Origin of the sequence: Halomonas sp. (assembly GCF_052095695.1) — a bacterium.
Classification (GTDB): Bacteria; Pseudomonadota; Gammaproteobacteria; order Pseudomonadales; family Halomonadaceae; genus Vreelandella.
In genome coordinates, this window is record NZ_JBQDLQ010000009.1 from 28,545 (window position 1) to 49,851 (window position 21,307).

General features: G+C 52.8%; 20 protein-coding genes. 5 read left to right on the forward strand and 15 right to left on the reverse strand.

Annotation, left to right across the window (positions count from 1 at the left end; all coding sequences use genetic code 11):
- Nucleotides 1–62: 62 nt before the first annotated feature.
- A complete protein-coding gene (locus tag ACTH5D_RS03075) occupies nt 63–1,097 on the forward strand; it encodes an aldo/keto reductase (RefSeq protein WP_441668264.1) in 1,035 nt (344 codons plus the stop codon).
- Between the two features lie 202 nt (nt 1,098–1,299).
- Here ACTH5D_RS03075 and ACTH5D_RS03080 read toward each other — a convergent pair whose 3' ends face one another.
- The 7 genes from ACTH5D_RS03080 to ACTH5D_RS03110 all read right to left on the reverse strand — a co-directional run bounded on the left by ACTH5D_RS03080 (nt 1,300) and on the right by ACTH5D_RS03110 (nt 8,939).
- Nucleotides 1,300–1,803, reverse strand: coding sequence for a DoxX family protein (locus ACTH5D_RS03080; protein WP_441668266.1), 504 nt, complete (start codon nt 1,801–1,803; stop codon nt 1,300–1,302).
- A 120-nt stretch (nt 1,804–1,923) separates the two neighbouring features.
- The gene (locus tag ACTH5D_RS03085; protein ID WP_441668268.1) at nt 1,924–4,113 is read right to left on the reverse strand and encodes a xanthine dehydrogenase family protein molybdopterin-binding subunit; all 2,190 of its coding nucleotides are present in this window, start codon (nt 4,111–4,113) and stop codon (nt 1,924–1,926) included.
- Nucleotides 4,113–5,111 (reverse strand): FAD binding domain-containing protein, encoded by a 999-nt coding sequence (locus tag ACTH5D_RS03090; RefSeq protein ID WP_441668270.1) that lies wholly within the window; start codon nt 5,109–5,111, stop codon nt 4,113–4,115. The genes ACTH5D_RS03085 and ACTH5D_RS03090 overlap by 1 nt, the downstream gene beginning before the upstream one ends.
- Nucleotides 5,111–5,797 (reverse strand): (2Fe-2S)-binding protein, encoded by a 687-nt coding sequence (locus ACTH5D_RS03095; RefSeq protein WP_441668272.1) that lies wholly within the window; start codon nt 5,795–5,797, stop codon nt 5,111–5,113. Before ACTH5D_RS03095 ends, ACTH5D_RS03090 begins: the two co-directional genes overlap by 1 nt.
- Before the next feature lie 423 nt (nt 5,798–6,220).
- Complete coding sequence (locus ACTH5D_RS03100) at nt 6,221–7,729, reverse strand: ATP-binding protein (protein WP_441668274.1); 1,509 nt, start codon at nt 7,727–7,729, stop codon at nt 6,221–6,223.
- Nucleotides 7,726–8,445 (reverse strand): response regulator, encoded by a 720-nt coding sequence (locus ACTH5D_RS03105; protein ID WP_441668276.1) that lies wholly within the window; start codon nt 8,443–8,445, stop codon nt 7,726–7,728. Before ACTH5D_RS03105 ends, ACTH5D_RS03100 begins: the two co-directional genes overlap by 4 nt.
- A gap of 317 nt (nt 8,446–8,762) precedes the next feature.
- Complete coding sequence (locus tag ACTH5D_RS03110) at nt 8,763–8,939, reverse strand: hypothetical protein (protein ID WP_441668278.1); 177 nt, start codon at nt 8,937–8,939, stop codon at nt 8,763–8,765.
- Nucleotides 8,940–9,646: 707 nt separating this feature from the next.
- On the opposite strand from ACTH5D_RS03110, the gene ACTH5D_RS03115 reads away from it, so the two are divergent.
- A complete protein-coding gene (locus ACTH5D_RS03115; RefSeq protein WP_441668280.1) occupies nt 9,647–10,144 on the forward strand; it encodes an XdhC family protein in 498 nt (165 codons plus the stop codon).
- Here the strand turns inward: ACTH5D_RS03115 and ACTH5D_RS03120 are convergent.
- Complete coding sequence (locus tag ACTH5D_RS03120) at nt 10,112–10,729, reverse strand: TetR/AcrR family transcriptional regulator (RefSeq protein WP_441668282.1); 618 nt, start codon at nt 10,727–10,729, stop codon at nt 10,112–10,114. The genes ACTH5D_RS03115 and ACTH5D_RS03120 overlap by 33 nt on opposite strands.
- A gap of 177 nt (nt 10,730–10,906) precedes the next feature.
- On the opposite strand from ACTH5D_RS03120, the gene ACTH5D_RS03125 reads away from it, so the two are divergent.
- On the forward strand, nt 10,907–12,130 hold the full coding sequence (locus tag ACTH5D_RS03125) for an MFS transporter (RefSeq protein ID WP_441668284.1): 1,224 nt from the start codon (nt 10,907–10,909) through the stop codon (nt 12,128–12,130).
- A gap of 89 nt (nt 12,131–12,219) precedes the next feature.
- Nucleotides 12,220–13,152, forward strand: coding sequence for an alpha/beta fold hydrolase (locus tag ACTH5D_RS03130; RefSeq protein WP_441668286.1), 933 nt, complete (start codon nt 12,220–12,222; stop codon nt 13,150–13,152).
- Between the two features lie 96 nt (nt 13,153–13,248).
- Here ACTH5D_RS03130 and ACTH5D_RS03135 read toward each other — a convergent pair whose 3' ends face one another.
- From ACTH5D_RS03135 to ACTH5D_RS03165, 7 genes are all read right to left on the reverse strand, one after another.
- On the reverse strand, nt 13,249–13,695 hold the full coding sequence (locus ACTH5D_RS03135) for a class I SAM-dependent methyltransferase (protein ID WP_441668288.1): 447 nt from the start codon (nt 13,693–13,695) through the stop codon (nt 13,249–13,251).
- Nucleotides 13,696–13,832: 137 nt separating this feature from the next.
- Entirely contained in the window at nt 13,833–14,525 is a 693-nt protein-coding gene (locus ACTH5D_RS03140) for a DedA family protein (RefSeq protein ID WP_441668290.1), read from the reverse strand.
- 54 nt (nt 14,526–14,579) lie between these two features.
- Nucleotides 14,580–15,275: an alpha/beta hydrolase family protein gene (locus ACTH5D_RS03145; RefSeq protein WP_441668292.1), complete on the reverse strand. Its 696-nt coding sequence runs from the start codon at nt 15,273–15,275 to the stop codon at nt 14,580–14,582.
- A gap of 217 nt (nt 15,276–15,492) precedes the next feature.
- Nucleotides 15,493–16,461, reverse strand: coding sequence for an oxidoreductase (locus tag ACTH5D_RS03150; RefSeq protein ID WP_441668294.1), 969 nt, complete (start codon nt 16,459–16,461; stop codon nt 15,493–15,495).
- A gap of 338 nt (nt 16,462–16,799) precedes the next feature.
- Nucleotides 16,800–17,810 (reverse strand): SDR family oxidoreductase, encoded by a 1,011-nt coding sequence (locus ACTH5D_RS03155; RefSeq protein ID WP_441668296.1) that lies wholly within the window; start codon nt 17,808–17,810, stop codon nt 16,800–16,802.
- A 146-nt stretch (nt 17,811–17,956) separates the two neighbouring features.
- The gene (locus ACTH5D_RS03160; RefSeq protein WP_441668298.1) at nt 17,957–19,399 is read right to left on the reverse strand and encodes an NTP/NDP exchange transporter; all 1,443 of its coding nucleotides are present in this window, start codon (nt 19,397–19,399) and stop codon (nt 17,957–17,959) included.
- A gap of 219 nt (nt 19,400–19,618) precedes the next feature.
- Nucleotides 19,619–19,795 carry a hypothetical protein gene (locus ACTH5D_RS03165; protein WP_441668300.1) on the reverse strand — a complete coding sequence of 59 codons (177 nt, stop codon included), beginning with the start codon at nt 19,793–19,795 and terminating at the stop codon, nt 19,619–19,621.
- Between the two features lie 519 nt (nt 19,796–20,314).
- On the opposite strand from ACTH5D_RS03165, the gene ACTH5D_RS03170 reads away from it, so the two are divergent.
- Entirely contained in the window at nt 20,315–21,295 is a 981-nt protein-coding gene (locus ACTH5D_RS03170; protein WP_441668302.1) for an XdhC family protein, read from the forward strand.
- Nucleotides 21,296–21,307 lie beyond the last annotated feature (12 nt).

Below are 21,307 nucleotides of genomic sequence, written 5' to 3' on the forward strand. Positions count from 1 at the left end.
ATACGCATTTTTGGTCGAGGTTTCACACCGGATCCTGCTAACAAGCTAGAAGGTGAACCACCATGCAATATCGTAATCTTGGCCGTACCGGCATCAAGGTCAGCCCCTACTGCCTGGGCACAATGATGTTTGGTGCAATGGCCAATGCGGATCACGATGAATGTGTCGGCATGATCCACAAAGCACTGGATTTTGGCATCAACTTCATCGATACCGCCGATGCTTACAGCCAGGGCGAATCCGAAGGAATCGTGGGTAAGGCACTGAAGGGCCGACGAGACGAGGTCATACTGGCCACCAAAGCGTCTTTGCCGATGAGCGATGATCCCAACCATAGTGGTGGCTCGCGGCGCTGGCTGACCCGCGCGATTGAGGGTTCGCTGCGTCGCCTTCAGACCGACTATATCGACCTATATCAGATTCATCGGTTGGATGCAGAGACTGACATTGAAGAAACGCTATCTGTTCTCACCGACTTAATGCGCGAAGGCAAGGTGCGCGCTATCGGTGCCTCCACCGCTCCCGCTTCTGACATCGTGGAAGCGCAGTGGGTTTCCAAACGATGTGGGCTTGCCCGCTTTCGTACAGAGCAGCCGCCCTATTCTATTCTCAACCGCTCAATCGAGCGGGAAGTACTGCCCACTTGCCAACGTTATGGCATGGGCGTGCTGACATGGAGCCCGCTAGCCAAAGGGATGCTGACGGGCAAGTACCGCAAGAGCGGAGAGCTGCCGGACTCACTCCGCGTGAAATATTTCCCGAAGGCGATGACCGATGAGGATAGTCTCGCCGCCGTTGAACAGCTCATTCCTCTGGCCGAAAGTGCAGGCTTATCGTTGGTTCACATGGCATTGGCCTTTGCGGTAACGCACCCGGCAATTACATCCGCCATTATCGGACCCCGCACGCCTACACAGCTCGATGATCTGCTCGCTGGTGCGGAGGTGCATTTGAGCGATGAAATCCTCGACCGGATCGACGAGATCGTTCCGCCGGGTGTTGATGTGGCGCCGCTGGAGAGAGCGGCCTATGTCCCGCCGGCGATTGCGCAGGCCACTCTGCGTCGTCGTGCGCTCACCGAGCGGACGGCCATTTGATGCTGCTCTGCCCATAAGGCTATGTTTAATAAAATTATTTTAGAGTCCCTCATAGGTCGTCTCTGTGTTAGATACTAAAAAACAGATAACGAAGGGACTATCAATGCCCATGCGGCATCCCTGGGTAAACCGCCCATTAACTTCAATGGAATGGTCTAACGTAAGGGTGCTGCATTCAGCTTTACCACTGTCAATATATTGTTTAACGCTCAAAACCTAATCGCCTGTCAACGGAATACCGGCCGCCGCCGCGAATGGCGAGCAGGAGCGACACGAATCCCAGCATGATCGGATATTCGATACCGCGATCAATCCAAGGGTAGATCGGCCCAATAGCAAAGCAGATAACGATCATTTGCACTGTAAACACCAGTCCAAGAAGACGCGTACCGAAGCCTATAGCAATGGCGATGGCTCCAAATGTCTCAAGTAGAGCAACAAATATCGCCAGTTGAGGCGCGAAAGGTAGGCCCAGAACATTACCGATTAAATGAGTCGTCCCCGCCATCGGATCGGCCATTGACCCATGCGGCAAGCCAAGTAGTTTAGGAATACCATGCGTTAGAATCGATAGGCCAAATGCGACACGTAAAAGTGCGTAAGTGATTGGCTCTCCTCGCGTGTAAAATGTTGCGAGAAAAGGAAAAAGCAGTCGGGGGTGGCCACTGGTAGATCGGACAACTTCAGTTCGGTTTGTGGTAGACATCATTGACTCCATAGGCGCAACGTTTAACGACAAGATCGTGGTGGTTATGGCCCCCCACTGCTCATGAATGAGCAGTGGGAAGACGTGAATTCCAAACATCGCGAGGTAAGGCAACCATCGCTACCGCACTCCTGTTTCTTGAAGCAGGTCTTCGATCCGAATCGGAAGATGGTAAATGCGTTTACCGGTTGCGTGAAAAACCGCATTGGCGACCGCAGCGGAGGCACCCACCATGGCGACCTCGCCGACGCCCTTTACACCCGAGGCGTTAAGCTGTGCATCAGGGATATCGAGCAGTTCGACAGTAATCTCGCCGATATCAGCGTTCACCGGCACGACATAGTCCGCGAGGTCGTTATTTTGGATAAAGCCATAACGGGGATCGATTTCGGCGGCTTCCTGTAGCGCTGCCCCGATTCCCCACACGACGCCGCCCTGAACCTGGCTGGTCGCTGTACGGTGGTTCATCACTCGCCCACAGTCGGCGACCGAAACGACCCGCGGCACTCGTACGCGCATCGTTGTCGGGTCAACACGTACCTCCACGAAATGGGCAATCCAACTAAACGCAACGAGCTCATCATAAACCGGCCCAGCCGTTGCCGGTGCGCCCTGGCGCATCCGGTCTAGGGCTGCCGGCGTCTGACCCAAGCCCAACTGCTCAATTTCCACCTCGAGCATGGGACGCTTGGCGGACATCAACTTGCGATGCACGTCATCCCCTGCGCGTAGCTCTCCGACAAGTTCCGTCAGCGCCGCCTTCATCTTTTCTGCCACCGCTCGAGTAGCGGGCACCGCGCTTCCGGTTCCCCAGGAACCCGCAGTGAGATGCTGGACAGCGGCGGTCGTGTCGCCCATCTGGATATCTAGCTTGTCTAAGTTGACGGGGAGCACCTCCATCAGCTCGGCGGCGATAGCGCTACGTATTCCCTGCCCCATCTCATGTCCGGTAATGAACAGGCGTGTTACACCGTTTGCCTGGATGCGCAACCGGGCAATGGCCGGGCACATGGATCCTTTATAAGCACCGGCGGCAACGCCCCAGCCGATCAACGTTCCATCCTCGGCTGTCATTGTGTGCGGAGCCGGGTTGCGTCGATCCCATCCAAAAAGTTCGGCTCCCCGCTCCAGGCAGCGCGCCAGTGTCCGGCTGGAGAAAGGTTTTCCCGTTATCGGATCGTGGTCAGTATCATTGATGAGGCGCAGCGCCACGGGATCCATTCCGAGCGAATAAGCCAGTTCGTCAATGGCGCTTTCAAAGGCGAAACTCGCTGGGTGTTCATGCGGGGCGCGCATATAGCCTGGAGGGGACGTATCAACGCGAATCAACCGTTCACGGCCAAGCCAGTTGGCAATGCCATAAAGATGACTCACCATTTCATTGTGAGAGGTTCCATAAAATTGGTCGTAACGAGCATTTTGCTGATCACTTTCATAGATCGTCGCCACTAGCCGTCCATCTCTTAAGGCGCCAAGTTGTATGCGGTGATTGCTGCGTGGACGATAGGCGGCAGTATGGAAGAGTTGGGCGCGGGGCATTACCAATTTAACCGGTCTGCCGAGTAAAAAAGCTGCCCGCGAGACCAACACAGACTGAAGTTGGAGAGCAGTCTTCTGGCCGAAAGCGCCGCCCACATAGGGGCTGATAGCATCAACAGTAGCGGGATCGAAACCGAGAGCCCCGGCGGTGCCGAACTTGATCGCGCTGGTATTCTGGGTGCCTTCAAGGATGGTCAGCTTGCCGGCCCGCCAATACGCTGTCGTGGAAATAAGTTCGATTGGGTTGTGATGATTCTGTGCCTGGGCGTAGGTAACATCGACCGTTACCTCCGCCGACTGAAGCGCAGCGCGAGCATCACCGATCTCAGCCGTTATCTCGTAGGGTTCTGCGTCGGCCCCCTGCTCGTCCATTGTGGCGGTGAACGGTTCCACTCGGTAACTGACGCGCACTAGGCGCGCCGCCTCATAGGCCGCCTCCAGCGTCTCGGCAACCACGAGCGCAACGGGTTGGCCGCGAAAGCGAATCATGGTGTCCGTCATCGGCTGGAGACCGGGCTGATTACCGCCCAACGTGGCAGGCGTCACCACGATGTCAGCAAAATCCTCGTGGGTATAGATACGCACCACGCCGGGCTCAGCGGCGGCTGAGATTGTATCGATATGGGTAACACGCCCTTTGGCAATCGTGGCCGGTACCATCATGGCGTGTAGTAGCCCAGGTAGCGCCACGTCAGCGCCATAAAGTGCACGACCTAACACTTTTTCACGGGCGTCGATGCGGGGGCGGTCAGGCGTGGTATGCAGTGTCATCATGCGTTCCTCTGGGCAGCGATCATTAGCGCATCAGCGATGGCTTCCGGCCCAAGCGTAAGTTTGAAAGCGTTGTGCAGGCCCGGGCGCGCGTTGGCGAAGGCTGCGTGTCCCGCGGCGAGCGCGCGAACACGGGTGAGAGGATGGCCGACCAGCGCTGTCTCAGCTTCGGTTGCACGCCAAGGTATGGACGCCACGCCGCCCAAGGCGACGCGAGCTTGAAGTACGGTATTACCCTGCATCTCCAGCACAACCGCTGCGGACACTAGTGCAAACGCATAAGACTCACGATCGCGGATCTTGTGATAGGTCGAACGTCTGGCAGGTCTCTTGGGAACGTTAATAGCGGTAACGATCTCACCCGACGTGAGAGAGAACTCGTTATGAGGTGTATCACCCGGTAAGCGATAAAACTCGGCAACGGGGATAGTTCGGCGCCCATGAGGACCTAAGACGTCCACCGAAGCGCCGAGCGCTAGAAGAGCGATTGGCCAATCGCCGGGGAAAACAGCCGTGCATGCATTTGACGCACCGAACAAGGCCTGACCACGATCCAGGCCCCCAATAGCGGCACATCCAGACCCTGGCTCGCGCTTGTTACATGGTGAGATACCACCCGCCCCATTACGGAAGTAGATGCAACGGGTGCGTTGGAGTAGGTTGCCGCCCACCGTTGCCATATTGCGAAGCTGTTGTGAGGCGGCCTTCCACAGTGACTCAGCCAAAACGGGATACTCATCTTGAATCAAGGGATGCGCGGCAACATCCGCCATTCGAGCCATGGCACCAATGCGTAAGGTGTCGCCCTCGGTCTCAATGGTATCAAGGCCGTTCAGGTCGCTGACATCGATGAGATGCACTGGCGTTTCGATAGCCAGTTTCATCAAATCGTAGAGCGTCGTTCCCCCAGCGATATAACGTGCCCCTTCTCCGGCATCTGAAAAAGCGGCCAATGCGGTTTCAGGAGTGTCTGCGCGCGTATAGGTAATCGATTGCATCAGCTCTCTCCCATCTCTCTGGCGGCATCCTCAATCGCCCTAACAATGCCCACATAAGCGCCACAGCGGCAGATATTGCCGCTCATATACTCGCGTATTCGCTCAGGACTCGTCGCATTACCCTCGTTAACACACGCGATACCCGCCATTATTTGCCCTGGTGTGCAATATCCGCATTGCAAGGCATCGTGATCGATAAAGGCCTGCTGCATCGGGTGCAAAATTTCACCATCAGCTAGGCCTTCGATCGTCGATACCTCATGCCCATCAACCTTGGCGGCGAGCGTAAGGCAGGACACCACACGACGACCGTCGACATGAACGGTGCAGGCACCACACTGGCCGTGATCGCACCCCTTCTTGGCGCCAACAAGCTCCAACCGTTCGCGCAACATATCGAGAAGTGAGGCACGGGTGTCGATGGTGATATTGACCGGCACGCCATTCACCCTTGTTCTAATCGTCGTCGTCAGGCCAGGTTCCCATGGGGATGAAGTCGCCACCGACTCAAAGCTGTGCGCCCAACTGGGCATGGGGAGAAACGCGCTAGCCGTTAAGAAGGACCCAAGACCCAGGGTTTCACGGCGAGTCATAGGCAGGAAGGGTGTACGTTGATCATCGCTCATACCCTCACTCGCCTGTGTATCACCGGGCTGAGCTGGTTCTTGCTGAAATTCGTTACTCATTGGAACCCCACTATAGTGGTAAAGAGATAAACCCTCATTCACACTTCAAACACCTGAATCGACAGCGCTCTTATAAAAGAAACAAGAAGCCTTAAACTAAAAAATCGCCGAGCTTAACTATCGCGCCTCTGCATCCAATAGAAGGATGTTAGGCCAGAGTTATGCCTACGATATGCCGAAGTGTTCGACACTTTGTCGCAAAATGTGCCAATTAAAATAAAGCGTAATAAAAGATGGGATTGACGCGGTTAAAAGCAGATCTGCAGGGGGAGCTAGAGTCAATAAGATAAAAAAGGTAATGGTGAATAACAAGCCAACATTGGCACTTTAGATCGCAGCGACAGAATAAGGACTAAGACGACTCAGTCTTAGCCATTAATACTTTGGCCAAGACTGTCGTCACATAAAGCGCGAGGGACGAAGCTATTTTGGTAAGTGAGTGCTTTGTGCAGAGCTAAATGTTTTCTTAAGCCTCCAAGGGCGCTCTTTTTTCACCGGCGTTGCGTTTGTACTGCCTTCTCTTGGGAGTGAGATGATGGCCTGCATACCGGTTTCGGTGTTGCACAGAGAGATATCGCCCCCATGCTGCCGAGCGACCGCGCGCACAATTGAAAGGCCGAGGCCGCTGCCGCCTGTCTCCCTGCTTCGAGACGTTTCAAGTCGCACAAAGGGGGCAAACACCTTCTCTTTCATGTCATCGGGTATCCCAGGGCCACGGTCTTCAACGACGATATCCACAGCGGATGCAGTGTATCGAATCGACACCTTTGCCTCTCCCCCATAACGCACTGCGTTCTCAATCAGATTTCTGATTGCGCGGCGGAGGCTATCAGGCCGGCAAAGGTATTTCATCTTCATCCCTTCGACATAAGTGACTGGATACCCCAGATCAGATTGATCATCACAAATGCTCCCCACCAGCGCTTCCATATCTATATTGCGAGTCTCCTCTCTGACAGACTCTCCCTGGACGAATGAAATCGCGCCCTCCGTCATCGACTGAAGCTCATCTATCGTCGCTATCATCTTGCGCTGGATCTCTTCGTCATTGACGAATTCTGCTCTTAGCCGAAGCGAGGTTAGCGGCGTTCTTAGATCATGGCTAATGGCAGCCAGCATCTTTGTCCGATCCTCTACAAAACGATGTAGTCGGCTTTGCATTTTATTGAAGGATTGAGCTGTCCGTTTGATCTCTTCGGGGCCATCTTCCAACAATGGTGGTAAGTTTTGCCCTCGACCAAAAGCTTCAGCGGCTGTTGCCAGATTACGTAGTGGCCGCGCGATGCGGCTTGCGATAAAAATGCTGATCAAAGCAAGCATAAGAGCGGTAAGCCCCAGCGACATCAGTGACCTGGACGTCCACAAGCTTTTTTTATCGTGCTGATAATAGGCCGCATTTAACCAACGGCCATCATCAAGCTGCACCCTGAAACCATACCCCTGGCTGCCTGAAAATTGGAGCACCTTCGCTGGCTGCGGCATCATCCATAAATAGGGCTTTGGCGTTATCCATGGGTCAGTCGCATTGGCAGCGAGCATTTTATTAGCACTCGGCAATTGCGGCGAGGCAGACCCGGCCCATCCTAATGTTCCACTTGGATCGACGGAGCTATCCAGCGGCAGGGAAAGCCGGTCGAGGGCTTGCAATCTCCAGTCATTAGGATCAATAACATCGCTGTCGTTTAACCAGTACCTCAAGTAGCTGCCTTCACTTGCGCTGAGAGCCTGTTCTCTCAATTCCGGCGATAGCGATTCCATCAAGCGAGTCACTGATGATGCCCGGCTGATAAACTCAGCCTTCGCTCCCGCGTCGAATTTCTTGGTGTACTCATCCAAGGATATGAGAAAGGTAAGTGCCTGGGAGACAATTAACGCCACGAGCGTCAGCCCGATGATTTGTGTCGCGAGACTTCTTCGCCAAAGACGAGTCATTCAGGTGCGACCTCGGCGCAAAGGCTATAGCCACCACCCCAATGAGTTTTAATGATGGTTGGATTCTTTGGATTCTCTTCAATTTTCTTGCGCAGCCGGCTGACTTGGTTATCAATACTACGATCAAAGATATCGGCTGTCCTGCCAGCCGTCAGATCAAGAAGCTGCTCCCGGCTCAGTATCAAACCAGGCCGCTCAATGAAAACCTTAAGCAAGCGAAACTCCGCTGTGCTTAGCGGAATACCAACGCCATCGTCGCCGACTATTTCCTGGCGCCCCAAATCGAGCTTCCAGTTATCGATACGGACTATCCTACGCTCCAGAAGTGTGCGGGCCGGAGCGGAGCTGGAGGCGCGCCGGAGCACGGCTCTAATCCGGGCAAGGAGCTCACGCGGATTAAAGGGCTTCACCAAATAATCATCCGCGCCTAGCTCCAGGCCAATAATACGATCTGAATCTTCGGCCATCGCAGTCAGAAATATGATAGGAGTATTTCCGGAGGCACGAATCTCCTTGCACAGCGTGATACCATCCTCGCCGGGCATCATGACATCAAGGATAATTAGGTCGACAGTCTTGCGCTCAAGAACTCGACGCAGGGCTACACCGCTCTCAGCTACGCTGACCATGTAGCCCTGTTGCTCAAGATACTCCCGAACCAAGTCCCGGATATCGTTATGATCGTCAACCACGACTACGTGGGTGGCATTTTGCATTGCCCTAACCTCTCATAGACATCTTAAAGAGGAGCAGAGAGCCTCCCTCGAAAATGCTCATAATGCGAGACGCGTTACCTGAAAGTCACCGCCTCTCAAGAATTAAGCCTCAGAAGTGGCAAACGCGCTACATTTACTTGTAATCGCGAAGAATCCTTTCTTCATCAACCATTATAAGCGGCAAACCATCATAAGCGGCAAACCATCAAAGGAAAACTCTCGTAGGCATGATAGGATCATCGACGCTGGGGGGCCTAAAAGCGATCTAAGGCTATAGTCCCCCGGCGTACCTGAATATCACTAGCTGCCAGAACCGTTTAAGGGTTTCTTTCGGTCAAATCGGACGGTGAAAATTTTCGCGACTCACTGTTATGTTGCGAAGAAGTTGATTCAGGAGAAATAATCCTGTTATCTTCGCTTGAGCCTCGTTCCGCGATTGCTACGCCAGAAGTAAGTGTTAATGCCATAATTAAAGCCGCATTTAAAATTTTCATAATTAACTCCATATACTTAAATCGTGTTGGAACATTCATAAAGCCTAGTGATGTTTGAATTAACTCAAACATTGGAAACTACCGAGAAGATCTAAAGGATCTAGAACTAACGGCATGACTGGCTATTTCGTATCCGTCGAGAACCGTTTAACTCATATAGCCCTGCAGCGAATACAAGAATGTTAGCGAATGGTTGTACCCACGATATGCCAATCTTTTCAAAATTTTGTAGCCAAATATGCCAATTAACCTAAGCATAATAAAAATGTAACAGGTTCGGCTTGTAGCATTTAGAGGACTCTAAAGCATCCTTTCCAAGAACAACGGTTAAATTCATTGGCCAGGCCTCCAAATTGTATTCAAGACAACTTGTAAAACACATGTCACAAGATGCGTTAACGTTGAGACAACTTGATACCTATACGGCACACTAATAAGACATAGCCGCCATAAAGTGATCTCTTTTGGTATCTAAACAAGAGTGGCGACCATGACAATTTTAGCTTTTGGCGACGATGGTAAGGCGCTGTTTCAGGGCGCAAGTAGCGCTTCGCTCTGGCCGGGTAGAGCGGCTGAGGTACGGCCGTGGCTCGCCTTATATTGATTTGCCCCTCCCCTGCGGAGGGGCCATTGATATTTGTATACTGCCGGACGCCCAGGCTGGCATTCTCCGTACGTGCCATGATCGACTCGTCTCACGCCAGACCGTGACACTTAATCTATCGAAAGCTGGCGATCTGTGGCTGGGACATTCCATAGTAACAAGCACATTATCTTTTCCCTATACGCCCAAGCTATGCCTGCGTATCGCCGGACGTGGGGCCGACAGTTTAGCGCTTGCTCAGCTTGCAATGGCAAGTGGCATTCAAACCGAACTGCAACTTCGCGATGGCGTCGATATTCAGGACGCTCGGCGGCTGGGAATTGACCACCTTACAATTAGAGGGCCCGCTTTCTACATTGGCGCTGTTGGCAGCAAGGCAACTCATGCGCGCCGTTGCGATAACCTTCGTGTTAACGGCGGTTTTAATGAAAACCAGATGCGTCGAATCCATGGTCCTGTTGGGTTAATCCCATCAATGCGTGATGCATCCATGCTAGCCGTGTCCATACTCGCCGAGATTGTGGAAGCCTATCAGCGCGAAGTGAAACTCTCCTTTAACGAGGCAGCTCTACCCCATGTTTCTCGACGCATCCCAAGCTAGCATCACTTGGGTGATCGCAGCATCTAGAACAGTGCGACGAACACCGTCTCGAGCAAGTGTGGAAAGTCCCAATAAAAAAGAGTCAAACACCGTGGCTAAGGCACGTGCATTGGTGTCGGTCCGCAGCTCGCTGCACTCGATACCACGTTTAACGCAAGCCAAGATACCTGCACGGGTCCTTGCACGCGAACGCGTTAATGGCGCGATCACTGCAGCATTTTCATCCGAAGGTGTGCTAATGACGCTCAACCCCACCATGCAGCCTTTGGGGTGTCCGCGTTCACACTGCATCTTAGCTGACCGCCGTAAGGCAATTTCAATGGCATCGCGAGGTGCAAACTCCACCTCCCACAAGGATTCCGTCACTAGCGCATAGGTGGACACATAGCGTTGTGCGCATTCCTGAAACAAAGCCTCCTTGGAACCAAAAGCTGCATAAAAACTGGGGGCAGAGATACCGTTGCCGATACCCGCCTTTAATTGGCTCAACGATGTAGATTCGTAGCCATTCTGCCAAAAGATATGCATCGCCTCCTCCACCGCTTTATCACGATCAAAGGTTCGCGGCCGCCCCATTGTTGCCATAGTGAACTCCATAAAATACCTAATCAACTAACATACTATTCGATACATAAATGCTTGACAAGCAGCTACTCGAACGCCTAGATTTATACCAATCGATACATATATAGCAAAAACCTCTGGGTGTTATAGCGCTGATCGCAGCCTGGAAATAACTTAAATTTCTAAAGGATTTTTCTTGTGAGCTACTTATCCACACAGGCCGAACTCGCTGAACCTGATCGGCTACCATTAGCGGGACTGCTTGCCTTGGCAATGACGGGCTTTATCTGCATTGTTACAGAAACAATGCCCGCGGGTTTGTTACCCCACATCAGCGAGGGCCTTGGCATTAGTCAAGCACTTGCAGGTCAAATGGTGACGGCGTATGCGCTGGGATCTTTGTTAGCCGCTATTCCGCTCACGATTGCAACGCGCGGGTGGCGGCGGCGCAATGTATTATTAATAACCATTATTGGTTTTCTCATTTTCAATTCAGCGACGGCGCTTTCCTCTAACATCTGGTTGACGCTAGGCGCTCGCTTTTTCGCCGGAGTTGCCGCGGGGCTTGCCTGGAGTCTGCTTGCTGGTTACGCAAGACGCATGGTGTCGCCTCATCAGCAAGGACGCGCCATGGCAGTGGCAATGGTAGGGACCCCCATCGCACTCTCCTTGGGAGTTCCGATCGGAACCTTTATGGGTTCGGTTATTGGCTGGCGAGTAGCATTTTGGATAATGTCAGCCTTGGCGCTCATCTTAATTGCCTGGGTACTCGCCAAAGTACCTGATTACCCGGGTCAGACAACCAACGAACGGATGCCATTGCTGAAAATTTTCACAACACCCGGCATCAGACCGGTACTGGCCGTTGTTATATCGTGGATGCTCGCTCACAACATTCTCTATACCTACATTGCTCCCTTTGTGGCTCCTGCGGGACTTACCGATCGTATTGACCTTGTTTTACTGGCGTTTGGTGCTGCGGCCCTCATCGGGATCTGGATCACAGCAAAACTGGTAGACCGATTCCTGCGTGCGACCGTATTAGCAAGCCTTGCAGCATTCGCCGCAACGGCATTTATGTTCGGTTTGGTCACCGTGACTCCTCTCGTTGTTTACATAGGTGTAGCTGTCTGGGGCTTTACCTTCGGCGGTGCGGCCACACTGCTACAGACAGCGCTCGCTGACACGGCAGGCAGCAGCGGCTCTGATGTAGCGCTTTCCATGAATGTAGTGGCATGGAATAGCGCTATAGCTAGCGGTGGGTTATTGGGAGGTCTTCTATTGAATACATGGGGAGTCGGCTCATTTCCGATAGTCCTGACGTTGTTGCTATTGGTAAGTCTCGCTATGGCATGGTCGGCCAAAACACATGGTTTCCGACCAGGACACCGCACCGCTGATAGCCCTGCTATTGGCCACTAGGCCTAGCGCTAAATTTTGATACCAATGTGGCGGTGCTCACCTGGGTCTCTGCCTGCTTTTCCACCACTCAATTAATTGAGAATCAATCCATGTCCCAACATCCCAGCAATACTTTTCTTAATCCTTTATTAACTCCCGCCGCTGATGAATTCCCAATTCCTGATGGGTTCACCAGCGAGTATCAAACCATCGACGGTGTTCAACTCCATTACGTTAAAGGCGGATCTGGCCCATTGGTTTATCTGGTGCATGGCTTTGGACAAACTTGGTATGAGTGGCACCAACTGATGCCCGCGCTGGCGAAAAGCTTCACCGTCGTAGCGCCAGATCTGCCTGGGCTAGGCCAGTCGGATGTTCCACCCTCCTATAGAGCCACCGATATTGCACCGCTGCTCTACAAGCTCGCCAAGCAATTCAGTGGCAACCAGAAGTTTGATCTGGTTGCCCATGACATTGGTATCTGGAATACCTATCCGATGCTGGTTCAGCATCAGGACACTATTCGTCGTGTTATTTACATCGAGGCACCGATCCCAGGCGACAGTATCTATTCGTTCCCTGCCTTTACTCCCGAAGGTGAATCATTAGTATGGCATTTCAGTTTCTTTGCCGCAGAGCATCAATTAGCTGAAAAATTGGTCTCCGGTAAGGAGCGCATCTTCTTCGAGCACTTCATCAAAGTTCATGCCGCCAATAAGGAGGTATTCACGCCGGAGCTACTTGGCCTTTATGCCAACTCGTATGCCAAAACACACAGCCTTAATGCTGCTTTCGAGTACTACCGCGTACTCAATCAAGGTGTAAAAGATAATAATGAATTGGCCAGGACAAAGGTCACTATTCCTGCACTTGCGATCGGCGGTGGAGCTCATGGTGGTATGGGGCAGTATCAGATTGATATGATGCGGCAATATGCCAGCAACGTGACAGGCATCGTGATCCCTGGTGGGGGCCACTGGTTGCCTGAAGAGTGTCCCGAAGCACTGAATGAAGCAGTGATGGAGTTCTTGAATAGAGATTAAGAGAGCCTACACTCTCTTGCGTTGGGTGCCTTGAAAAACCATCGGGATCTATAAGATCCCGATAACGGCATAACAGAATCCAGATACCGCGTATCACTAATGTATGGAAGAAACGCGACGAAAACGGTAGACCGTTGCCGGAGGGAAATTGGCTAACGTGCGGCCTAGCCGTTCCGCTTTGATCCCAAGATGATGCTGGATCCGCGGTGAAACGGGGCAGCGAGCGCCATAAGTGAACTGATAGAACACACCCTCTGAACCCATCTTACGAAACGCCCCCGACAGAACCGCGATCACTTTACGCGGTGACATAGAAAGTAAAGGCAGACCACTAACAACCGCACCAGCCGGTCTCCCTTCGAAAAGGTCGATCATACGAAGGCGAGTGGCGTCCATTCTCAGTATCTGGGCCTGCGGATAGAGAATACTGAGCGCAACCGCAAATTCAGGCATCGATTCAATCAGCGTCAGATTCTCTTGCTTAACACCACGTTCAATCAATGCACGCGTAAATACGCCGGTTCCCGGCCCAAGTTCTATCACGGGCCCCGTTTCGCGCGAGATTTCTGAGGTAATAAGGCTCGCTAGGGCGCTTCCGGAGGGTATAACGGAAGCAACAAGCAGAGGATTTCTGGCCCATGCGAGGAAAAAATTTAATGATGCATTCGTCGTACACTGCTTCATAACCGATGCTCCTGAACACCACATATAGACGGAAAGGAGGTGGCAGCATGCGCACGCTGGCTACTCGCAGTAGCTTTGCGCCGACCCGACGACTTTCGTAAAACCCACAACAGTGCAATTTCTACGACCAACAAACAACCGAGCGCTACTAGGGTTAAAACCGTTGTATTTTCAACGGCTGACAAATAGAAAGCGAAATAACCGATGCCAATAAATAGGCCGTTCCAAATCACGATGCCAGCAGCCGAAGCCATCAGGAAACTCCCTGAATGACTGCGTAGAAGAGCCGCAAAGGCAGGAGCGAATAGCCTGATGGTAGGCACGAGTTGAAGCGCAAAGGCCAGTACAGTCTGGTTTCGCCGAAAAGATGTAATCCATTGAGTAATGCGAGAAGCAGGCATTCCGAAAAGTCGCCCTAATCGGTTGAGAAACCGCATAGAGCGCGACTCACCAAGCCCTCTAAAAATGTAAAAAAAGATGGTCGCCCCTAAGGTATTGCCTGTAACGGTCACCAGTAAGGCTGTTGGCAGTGACCAAGCCCCTTCAGCTACTGCAATACCAACAGCAAGCAGCAATCCATAAGACGGTATTACTGGCACGAAACGCTCGATAAAAGTGATAGCGAAAAGTGCTATCAAGCCATAGGTGCTGAGCCATGCGGTAATGGTGCTAACTGGGTCGAAATTCATAAGTGGTTCCTCGTAAAGGCTTTTACAAATGCCCTCCTCACGCCAAAGAGGAAGTCAGCACGTTGCTACTCCAATGGCCGTCACCCTGTCGCAACGTGCGGCATCGCTCCTGGAGTCCTCGCCAAGATCGACTGCCACATCGGGCTCACCATAGAACGGTGGTGCGGAGCTCAAGACCTCCGCGGAAAAGCGTGAATCCAAGTAGCTAACCGTCTGCCCGTCTCTCACAACTTGTGCACCAACAGTGAGTAGTGTGGTGCTAGCGCCGTATGAGTGACCCGCAATAACTAGGCGCTGGCGATCCACTGCCTTACCCCGGCTACCCATTGCGTCCGAGAGCATTTGATCAAGCGCGAAGCTCACATCGGCGGTACGTTTAGTGGCCTCCGTTTCTTGCGCTGCAGCTTGCAGGCGGCCAACTAAACCAAATGGATTTCCCTGCCATAACTCCTCATCACTGCCAATATGTTGGACATGTAGGCTAGCGACGCCCTGAGCCGGCCAGTGTCTTCCGAGGTAGCGGTAACTCTCCCGCGAACCACCGATGCCATGTGCAAAAACAACCAACGGCACCGACAAATCAGGCCTAGCCGTCTTAGGCCAATACAGCCGTGCGGGTACCGGGCGCGAGCGGTCGTGATCAACCCAGTCGACATCGCTCACTGAATGGGTGGGCAGTAATTCTATTAACTGCGCGCTCACAGCCGAGTACGATACGGCCACCCCCGCCAATAAAAGCATGGCGTTCATTTTTCGCCGCCACCTATTTACTCGCTTTTTCGGTGTTCCTGTAGAGATCGGTGCACCGCTGACGTCTGTGGTTTGACCGTCAGGAACTGCCCGGTGCATTGGGATGTCGTTCATAAATCAGCTGCCCCCACTACGCTAGTTTGATAAAAGCTTTTGTCGTAGATTTAAGAGATACATAAAAAAACAGAAGGCAGAAGATTCGCCATCAGCCAGCGAATCAATGCAGGCTTATATTGCGGTTCTCAGCGACGCTGGGATTGTGAATTTCCTTTAAGTGAAACAGCACTCCCGTCAATCGTTCCGACGCCTCCCATAGCCTGATTGCAACCTCTATATCCAGCGCTTGTGGAGGGAATTTGGCCGCAGAAGGATAGCCTCGAGTTTCACTCAACCTATTAGGGCCGTAATAGGCACCAGCCTGCGCATACGGTGACGTAGCGGAAAAAAGCGTCGGTAACGCTCCCTGCGCAGCTGGCTGAAACAGGAACCAAAGATAACGACGGACGATACCCACGGTGCTTTGTGCACCAGCGCCATTGGACAGCAGGTCGGTGCGTGAAACACCAGGGTGCGCAGCAATACTCTGGATACCCCAACCTGCGGCATCGCTGCGGCGTTGCAATTCGAGAGCAAACATCAGGCAAGCCAGTTTTGACTGACCGTAGGCAACCATTGGTTGATAGCGACGCTCGGATTGCAAATCGTCGAAGTCAATCGTACCGCTACGAGCGGCGACGCTTGAGAGAGAGACGACACGCGGTTGGTTACCCTTGCACAGAAGCGGCAATAGCTGGGCCGTTAAAGCGAAGTGGCCAAGATAGTTCGTGCCAAACTGGAGTTCGAAATGATCGGCTGTCATTTTCCGATCTGGGGGCGCCATAACCCCTGCGTTGTTGATAAGCAGATCGATACGGTCAAATGAGGAGAGCATATGTTCACCAAATGCGGCAATGGAATCCAAATTAGCGAGATCCAGCTCCTCAAACCACACATTCTCGTTCGCAACGTCGTTGCGAATCTTATCAATGGCCGCCGCCCCTTTCGATGCGTTTCGGCCGGCAAGGATGACGTTCGCGCCAGCGCGAGCAAGCGCCAATGCGGCTTCGAATCCAAGTCCACCTGCTCCAGTAACGACCACGGTACGGCCACGTTGAGAGGGGATGTCAGAAGCAGTCCAGTGGGTCATGGGCCGTACCTCGCATTAAAAAAAGTAAGATCAGTTAAGTGCCTAACTCAGTTCATAGGCAGTGGCGTATGAAGCAGTATTTACTGGCGAGATTAATTTGCGTTTAAGACATTCGACATGGGGGATATGTCGTACTTGGGATGCAGATGCTTCAAGTAGAACTGCGTGAGCCGTTCGATGGCTCTGTTTCTAAAAGAAATTCGTTTCATACTGACTCTCCTGCTGACATTGTCCCGGGGTCGCCGCATGCACTGGAATACTGCACACGGCAACCAGGAAAAAATTGACGGGCAATCGACGAATTCGCTCTGCCATATCACACGCTTCAAACGGCCACGTTAGGGATAATGTGTACCAGTGATCTCTTCGGTGATCGTCCACAGGCGGGCAGCGACCTCAGCATCGTTGGCCGCAGGAGGAACGGTTGCCAGGCCAAGCGGACCGTAAACCTCATTCTCTCCAGTCGGGCCATAGTAGGCGCCACCTTGCGCTTCGAGCGAGGTGGCAGCATACAGTGTGGGTAACGCCCCCTGTGCCGCCGTCTGGTAGTGCTCACGGTTGGCAGACCACAGTTGCCCCTGCTCGCTATCCAGTCCGGGACCGCGGGCAACCAGTTCGGTTACCGAAACGCCGGGATGAGCAGCCATGCTTTGGATTCCCCAGCCCGCAGTATCGCTGCGTCGCTGCAGCTCAAAAGCGAACATTAGGTCCGCCAGTTTGGATTGGGCATAGGCCGTCATCGGCCCGTAGTCCTGCGTGGACTGCAAGTCATCGAAATTGATGCTGCCTTGGTGAGCAGCAAGGCTGGACAGGGTCACAACGCGAGGAGAATCACTATTGCGTAACAGCGGTAATAGCTCTGCGGTCAACACGAAGTGCCCAGCATAATTGATGGCGAACTGAAGCTCGAATCCCTCCGCAGACACACCGCGCTCTGGGGGTGCCATGATGGCCGCGTTGTTGATCAGGCCATCCAATTGCGGTAGTGAGGCACTGAGGCGTCGGCCCAGGGCAAGAACAGAGGAAAGATTGGCCAAATCGAAGGATTCAAAGGTCACCTGTGCATCAGGCACCTCCTGTTTAATCTGATCAATCGCCTCTTGTCCCCGCTCGGGATTGCGCGCCGCGATCACCACCTGGGCTCCCGCAGCCGCAAGGGCTTTTGCGTCTTCATATCCCATACCACTGGTTCCACCCGTTACCAGAAAGATGCGTCCTTCCTGGGAGGGGATGTCGGCCACACTCCAATCGGGGTTGGGCTGGCTCTGTGCCAGTGCGCTAGCCGTGAAAAAAAAACAGAACAACAGCACACCAATGACGGCGAGACGATTGCGAAGTTGGTTAGACATGTTCACTTCCTCATTTTGATCAGAGATATACATTGGTTGATAATTAATGCCTGCTTAACCTCGGCAAGAGGCGCCCCAAGCCATTTTGATCAGGCTTCAGCAGCGGGCCGTCCCTAATTCGTGCTGATAGATGCATTTCGTGTTTCTCATAGCCACGGTTTGGCTTGAGTTCGGACAAAGCCTGAGCCCGTCTCTGAGACTGAAGCGTTCACGCTTTTCTCTATCGGTTTATCCAGGACGAGGCTCCCGTCTTCAGACCCTGCGCTAGTTAGCGGCACTGCTACACGACAGGCGTGCGCGCGGCCCAGCCATAAACCCAGCGCGGCCCAGACCAATGCCAGAGGTACGACCACACTAACCAGACCCCCTACGGCCAGCCCTAACCGCCCAAGCGCACCTTCAGTTTGAGCACCAACAACATCACCAGTACGGTAAATGAAGGTATCGACAAAGGCCTTGGCCTTGTACTTGTCCTCACGGCCGACCACCGTAAATAGCGCCTCCCGCGCCGGTCGGGTCACGCCACGTTGAAGCGCACGAATAGTGGCCTCTAATAGAATTAACACCACGAACGACCCGTATATCGCCAACCCGATAAAACCAAGCGCGGTGGCTACCGGCAGGATCGCCAGCGCTACACCTAAGCCGAAACGCTGAATGATCTTCCCGGTCAGGGTAAGTTGCAGAACCAATACCGCTACCTGAGTCCACATGTCGATATTGCCTAGTATTTCTGCACGCGCGTCCATGCTGTCTGATACCGCTGCGACCATCTGCAAGCGGGTAAAGTAGATAAATGTTGCGAGTACCGTCATTAATAGGATGTACCCAGCGATACCGGTCAGATAGCGTGATTGGAAAACGGCACGTAGACCTGCCCAGGCGCTGCCACCTATACGTTCGTATTCGCTAATCAAGCCAGCCGTGGCGGTGCTCGTGTCAGAGCTAGCCTGATCCGGTGCCACACGCACCAGCAGCCAAGCCAAACAGAGAGCGAGCAGCAAGAAACCACCGGCGACAAGCAGTAGGCTGGGCGTACCCAATGGCAGAGCCAATTGCGACGTCAGCCACGGGCCGAAAATCGCTCCAAAGGTCCCGCCGACCGAGATAAGGGCGAAGAATCGTTTGCCCTGCTCGCTGGTGAAACGGTCAGCGAGCAATGCCCAGAACACCATGGTGACGAACAGGTTGAACACACTGAACCAAACAAAAAATACCTGTCCGCTGCGCTGACCCACAGCGGCGGGCGCGAACATCAGTAACGCCCAGAAAGCCACCAAACTCAGCACGAAGAACCCATAGGTCGCACCGATAAACTGTAACCGCTTCAGGCGGCTAACCAGCCAACCGAACAACGGATTCACCGCCAGCGTCACCAGAGCGGTACCGATAAATAACCAGCGTATGTTCTCGATACCTCGCTCCATTCCCAGCGCATCACGTACAGGACGTAACAGCATTAATCCGGTCAATACACAAAAGAAGAACAGCGCCCCAATCAGCACGGGGCCAATCTCTTCACGGCGGAGATTAAAGAGGGTTTTCAACAGGCGTGGACGTCGTGCCACCGAAGTCTTGGTTCTGCTCATTGGTTAAAATCCTGGGTTGCAGCACGCCACCAAAGCGACGTTGCCACTCAAGTCGAAGTAGCTGATGTCGCACTATCTACCGGTGAGATTAATTTGCGTTTAACGCGACTTGAGAGAAGGTGTTACCGCAGTAAACGAACCGCGCTGCATTCGGCACTGTGCTACTTGATCTAGACCTGCCTGGCAGCTTTATCAGATATCACAAGCTGTCAGAACTTTTTAAGGGTTTCTGTCGGTCAGTTCAGATGGTGAAAATTCCCGGGTCCCGTGGCCTTGATGCATTGTTATCACCTCATCATAAGTAACTCTGTTATCGTTAGCCGCCCCTCGCTCCGCAAGTGCTGCATGAGAGACAAGCATTAATGTAATAGCTAACGCTGCATTTAACATTTTCATGATTCACTCCGCATGCCTAAACCGTGGCTTAAGCATCAAGAAATTTTGAGTTAACCCAAACAATTAAAGTGACTTTCGAGAATTAAGAACGCCACTCCTGCTTGGTATTAATAACTACCTTATATCCGTTCAGAACCGGTTAAGGGTTTCAGCTCTGCAGCGAACAGGGGAATATTAAGGGGTAGATATACCCACGATATGCCAAGTTTTTCGACGTTTTGTCGCAAGATGTGACAACTAATCCAAATTACATTAAATAATTTCTATTTATCATTAAACATTCAATTAAATGTGTTGTTTTAGCGCTGAGAAAAACTGATACAAGTACGACACACTATTAAAGCTCAGTCATAGTAAAGTGTTCTAATTGCGTATTTAAGTAGGGAGTATCGACTATGAAAATTCCAGATTTTGACGATAGCGTAGCAGCGCAATTTCAGGCGTCTGTCTTCGAAACACTCAGCGTGGCTCTGCTTGTTATCACGCCACAACTTTCCCGCCACTTAATGTGGCCAGATCATGCTTAGAGTGAGAGAAGGTGAATATCCATCCGCGAGTCTTATCACGTATCTGGAACATGCCCAAGACGTCCTTGGGCAATGGCTAGCTTGGTGTCAGAAAAGCAAGGTAGCTCTTGTTATCGTGACATCGACAGAAGGCGGCGCGGTGCGCATGCCGGGCGCTCTGATGGCCGTGTCCGCCACTGGCGAAAGTTGCGGTTATATCTCAGGCGGCTGTATCGATGCAGATGTCGTCAATCATGCGGGAGAAGCGCTTCGTTCTGGTCAAACAGCATGGCTGAGATACGGCAATGGATCGCCTTTTATGGATTTTCCCCTCCCTTGTGGAGGTTCCATTGACGTCTGTGTCCTTCCCGAGGCACCTGTCGACATCCTGCGTACCTGCCATGATCGGCTCGCCTCACGCCAAAGAGTAACGCTCAACCTCTCGGAAACCGGCGACCTCTGGCTGGGGCAGTCGAGAGTTGCAAACGAGCTTTCTTTTTCGTACACGCCCAAGCTCCGTTTACGCATCGCCGGACGCGGTGCCGACTGCTTGGCGCTGGCCAGACTGGCTAAGGCAACGGGTATTCAAACTGAGCTGCAACTCCCTGGTGGTGCAGACATCCAGGAGGCTCAACGACAAGGCATCCACAACGTTACTAAGTTGACGGTTCCATCATCGCTTCCGGAACTAAATGACGATCCATGGACAGCCTTTCTCCTCGCCTTCCATGATGTCGACTGGGAGGAGCGACTTCTGGCCCAGGCCCTTGAAGGCCCAGCCTTCTATATAGGTGCGGTGGGCAGCAGGGCAACGCATGCCAAACGTTGCGATAGGCTTCGTGTTAACGGTGGTTTTACCGAGGATCAGCTACTTCGGATCAGTGGACCCGTTGGGTTGATCCCATCGATGCGTGATGCATCCATGTTAGCGGTGTCAATACTCGCCGACATTGTGGCAGCCTATCAGGATGAAGTGCGATTTCTCGATCGATAACCCGTGCAAGCA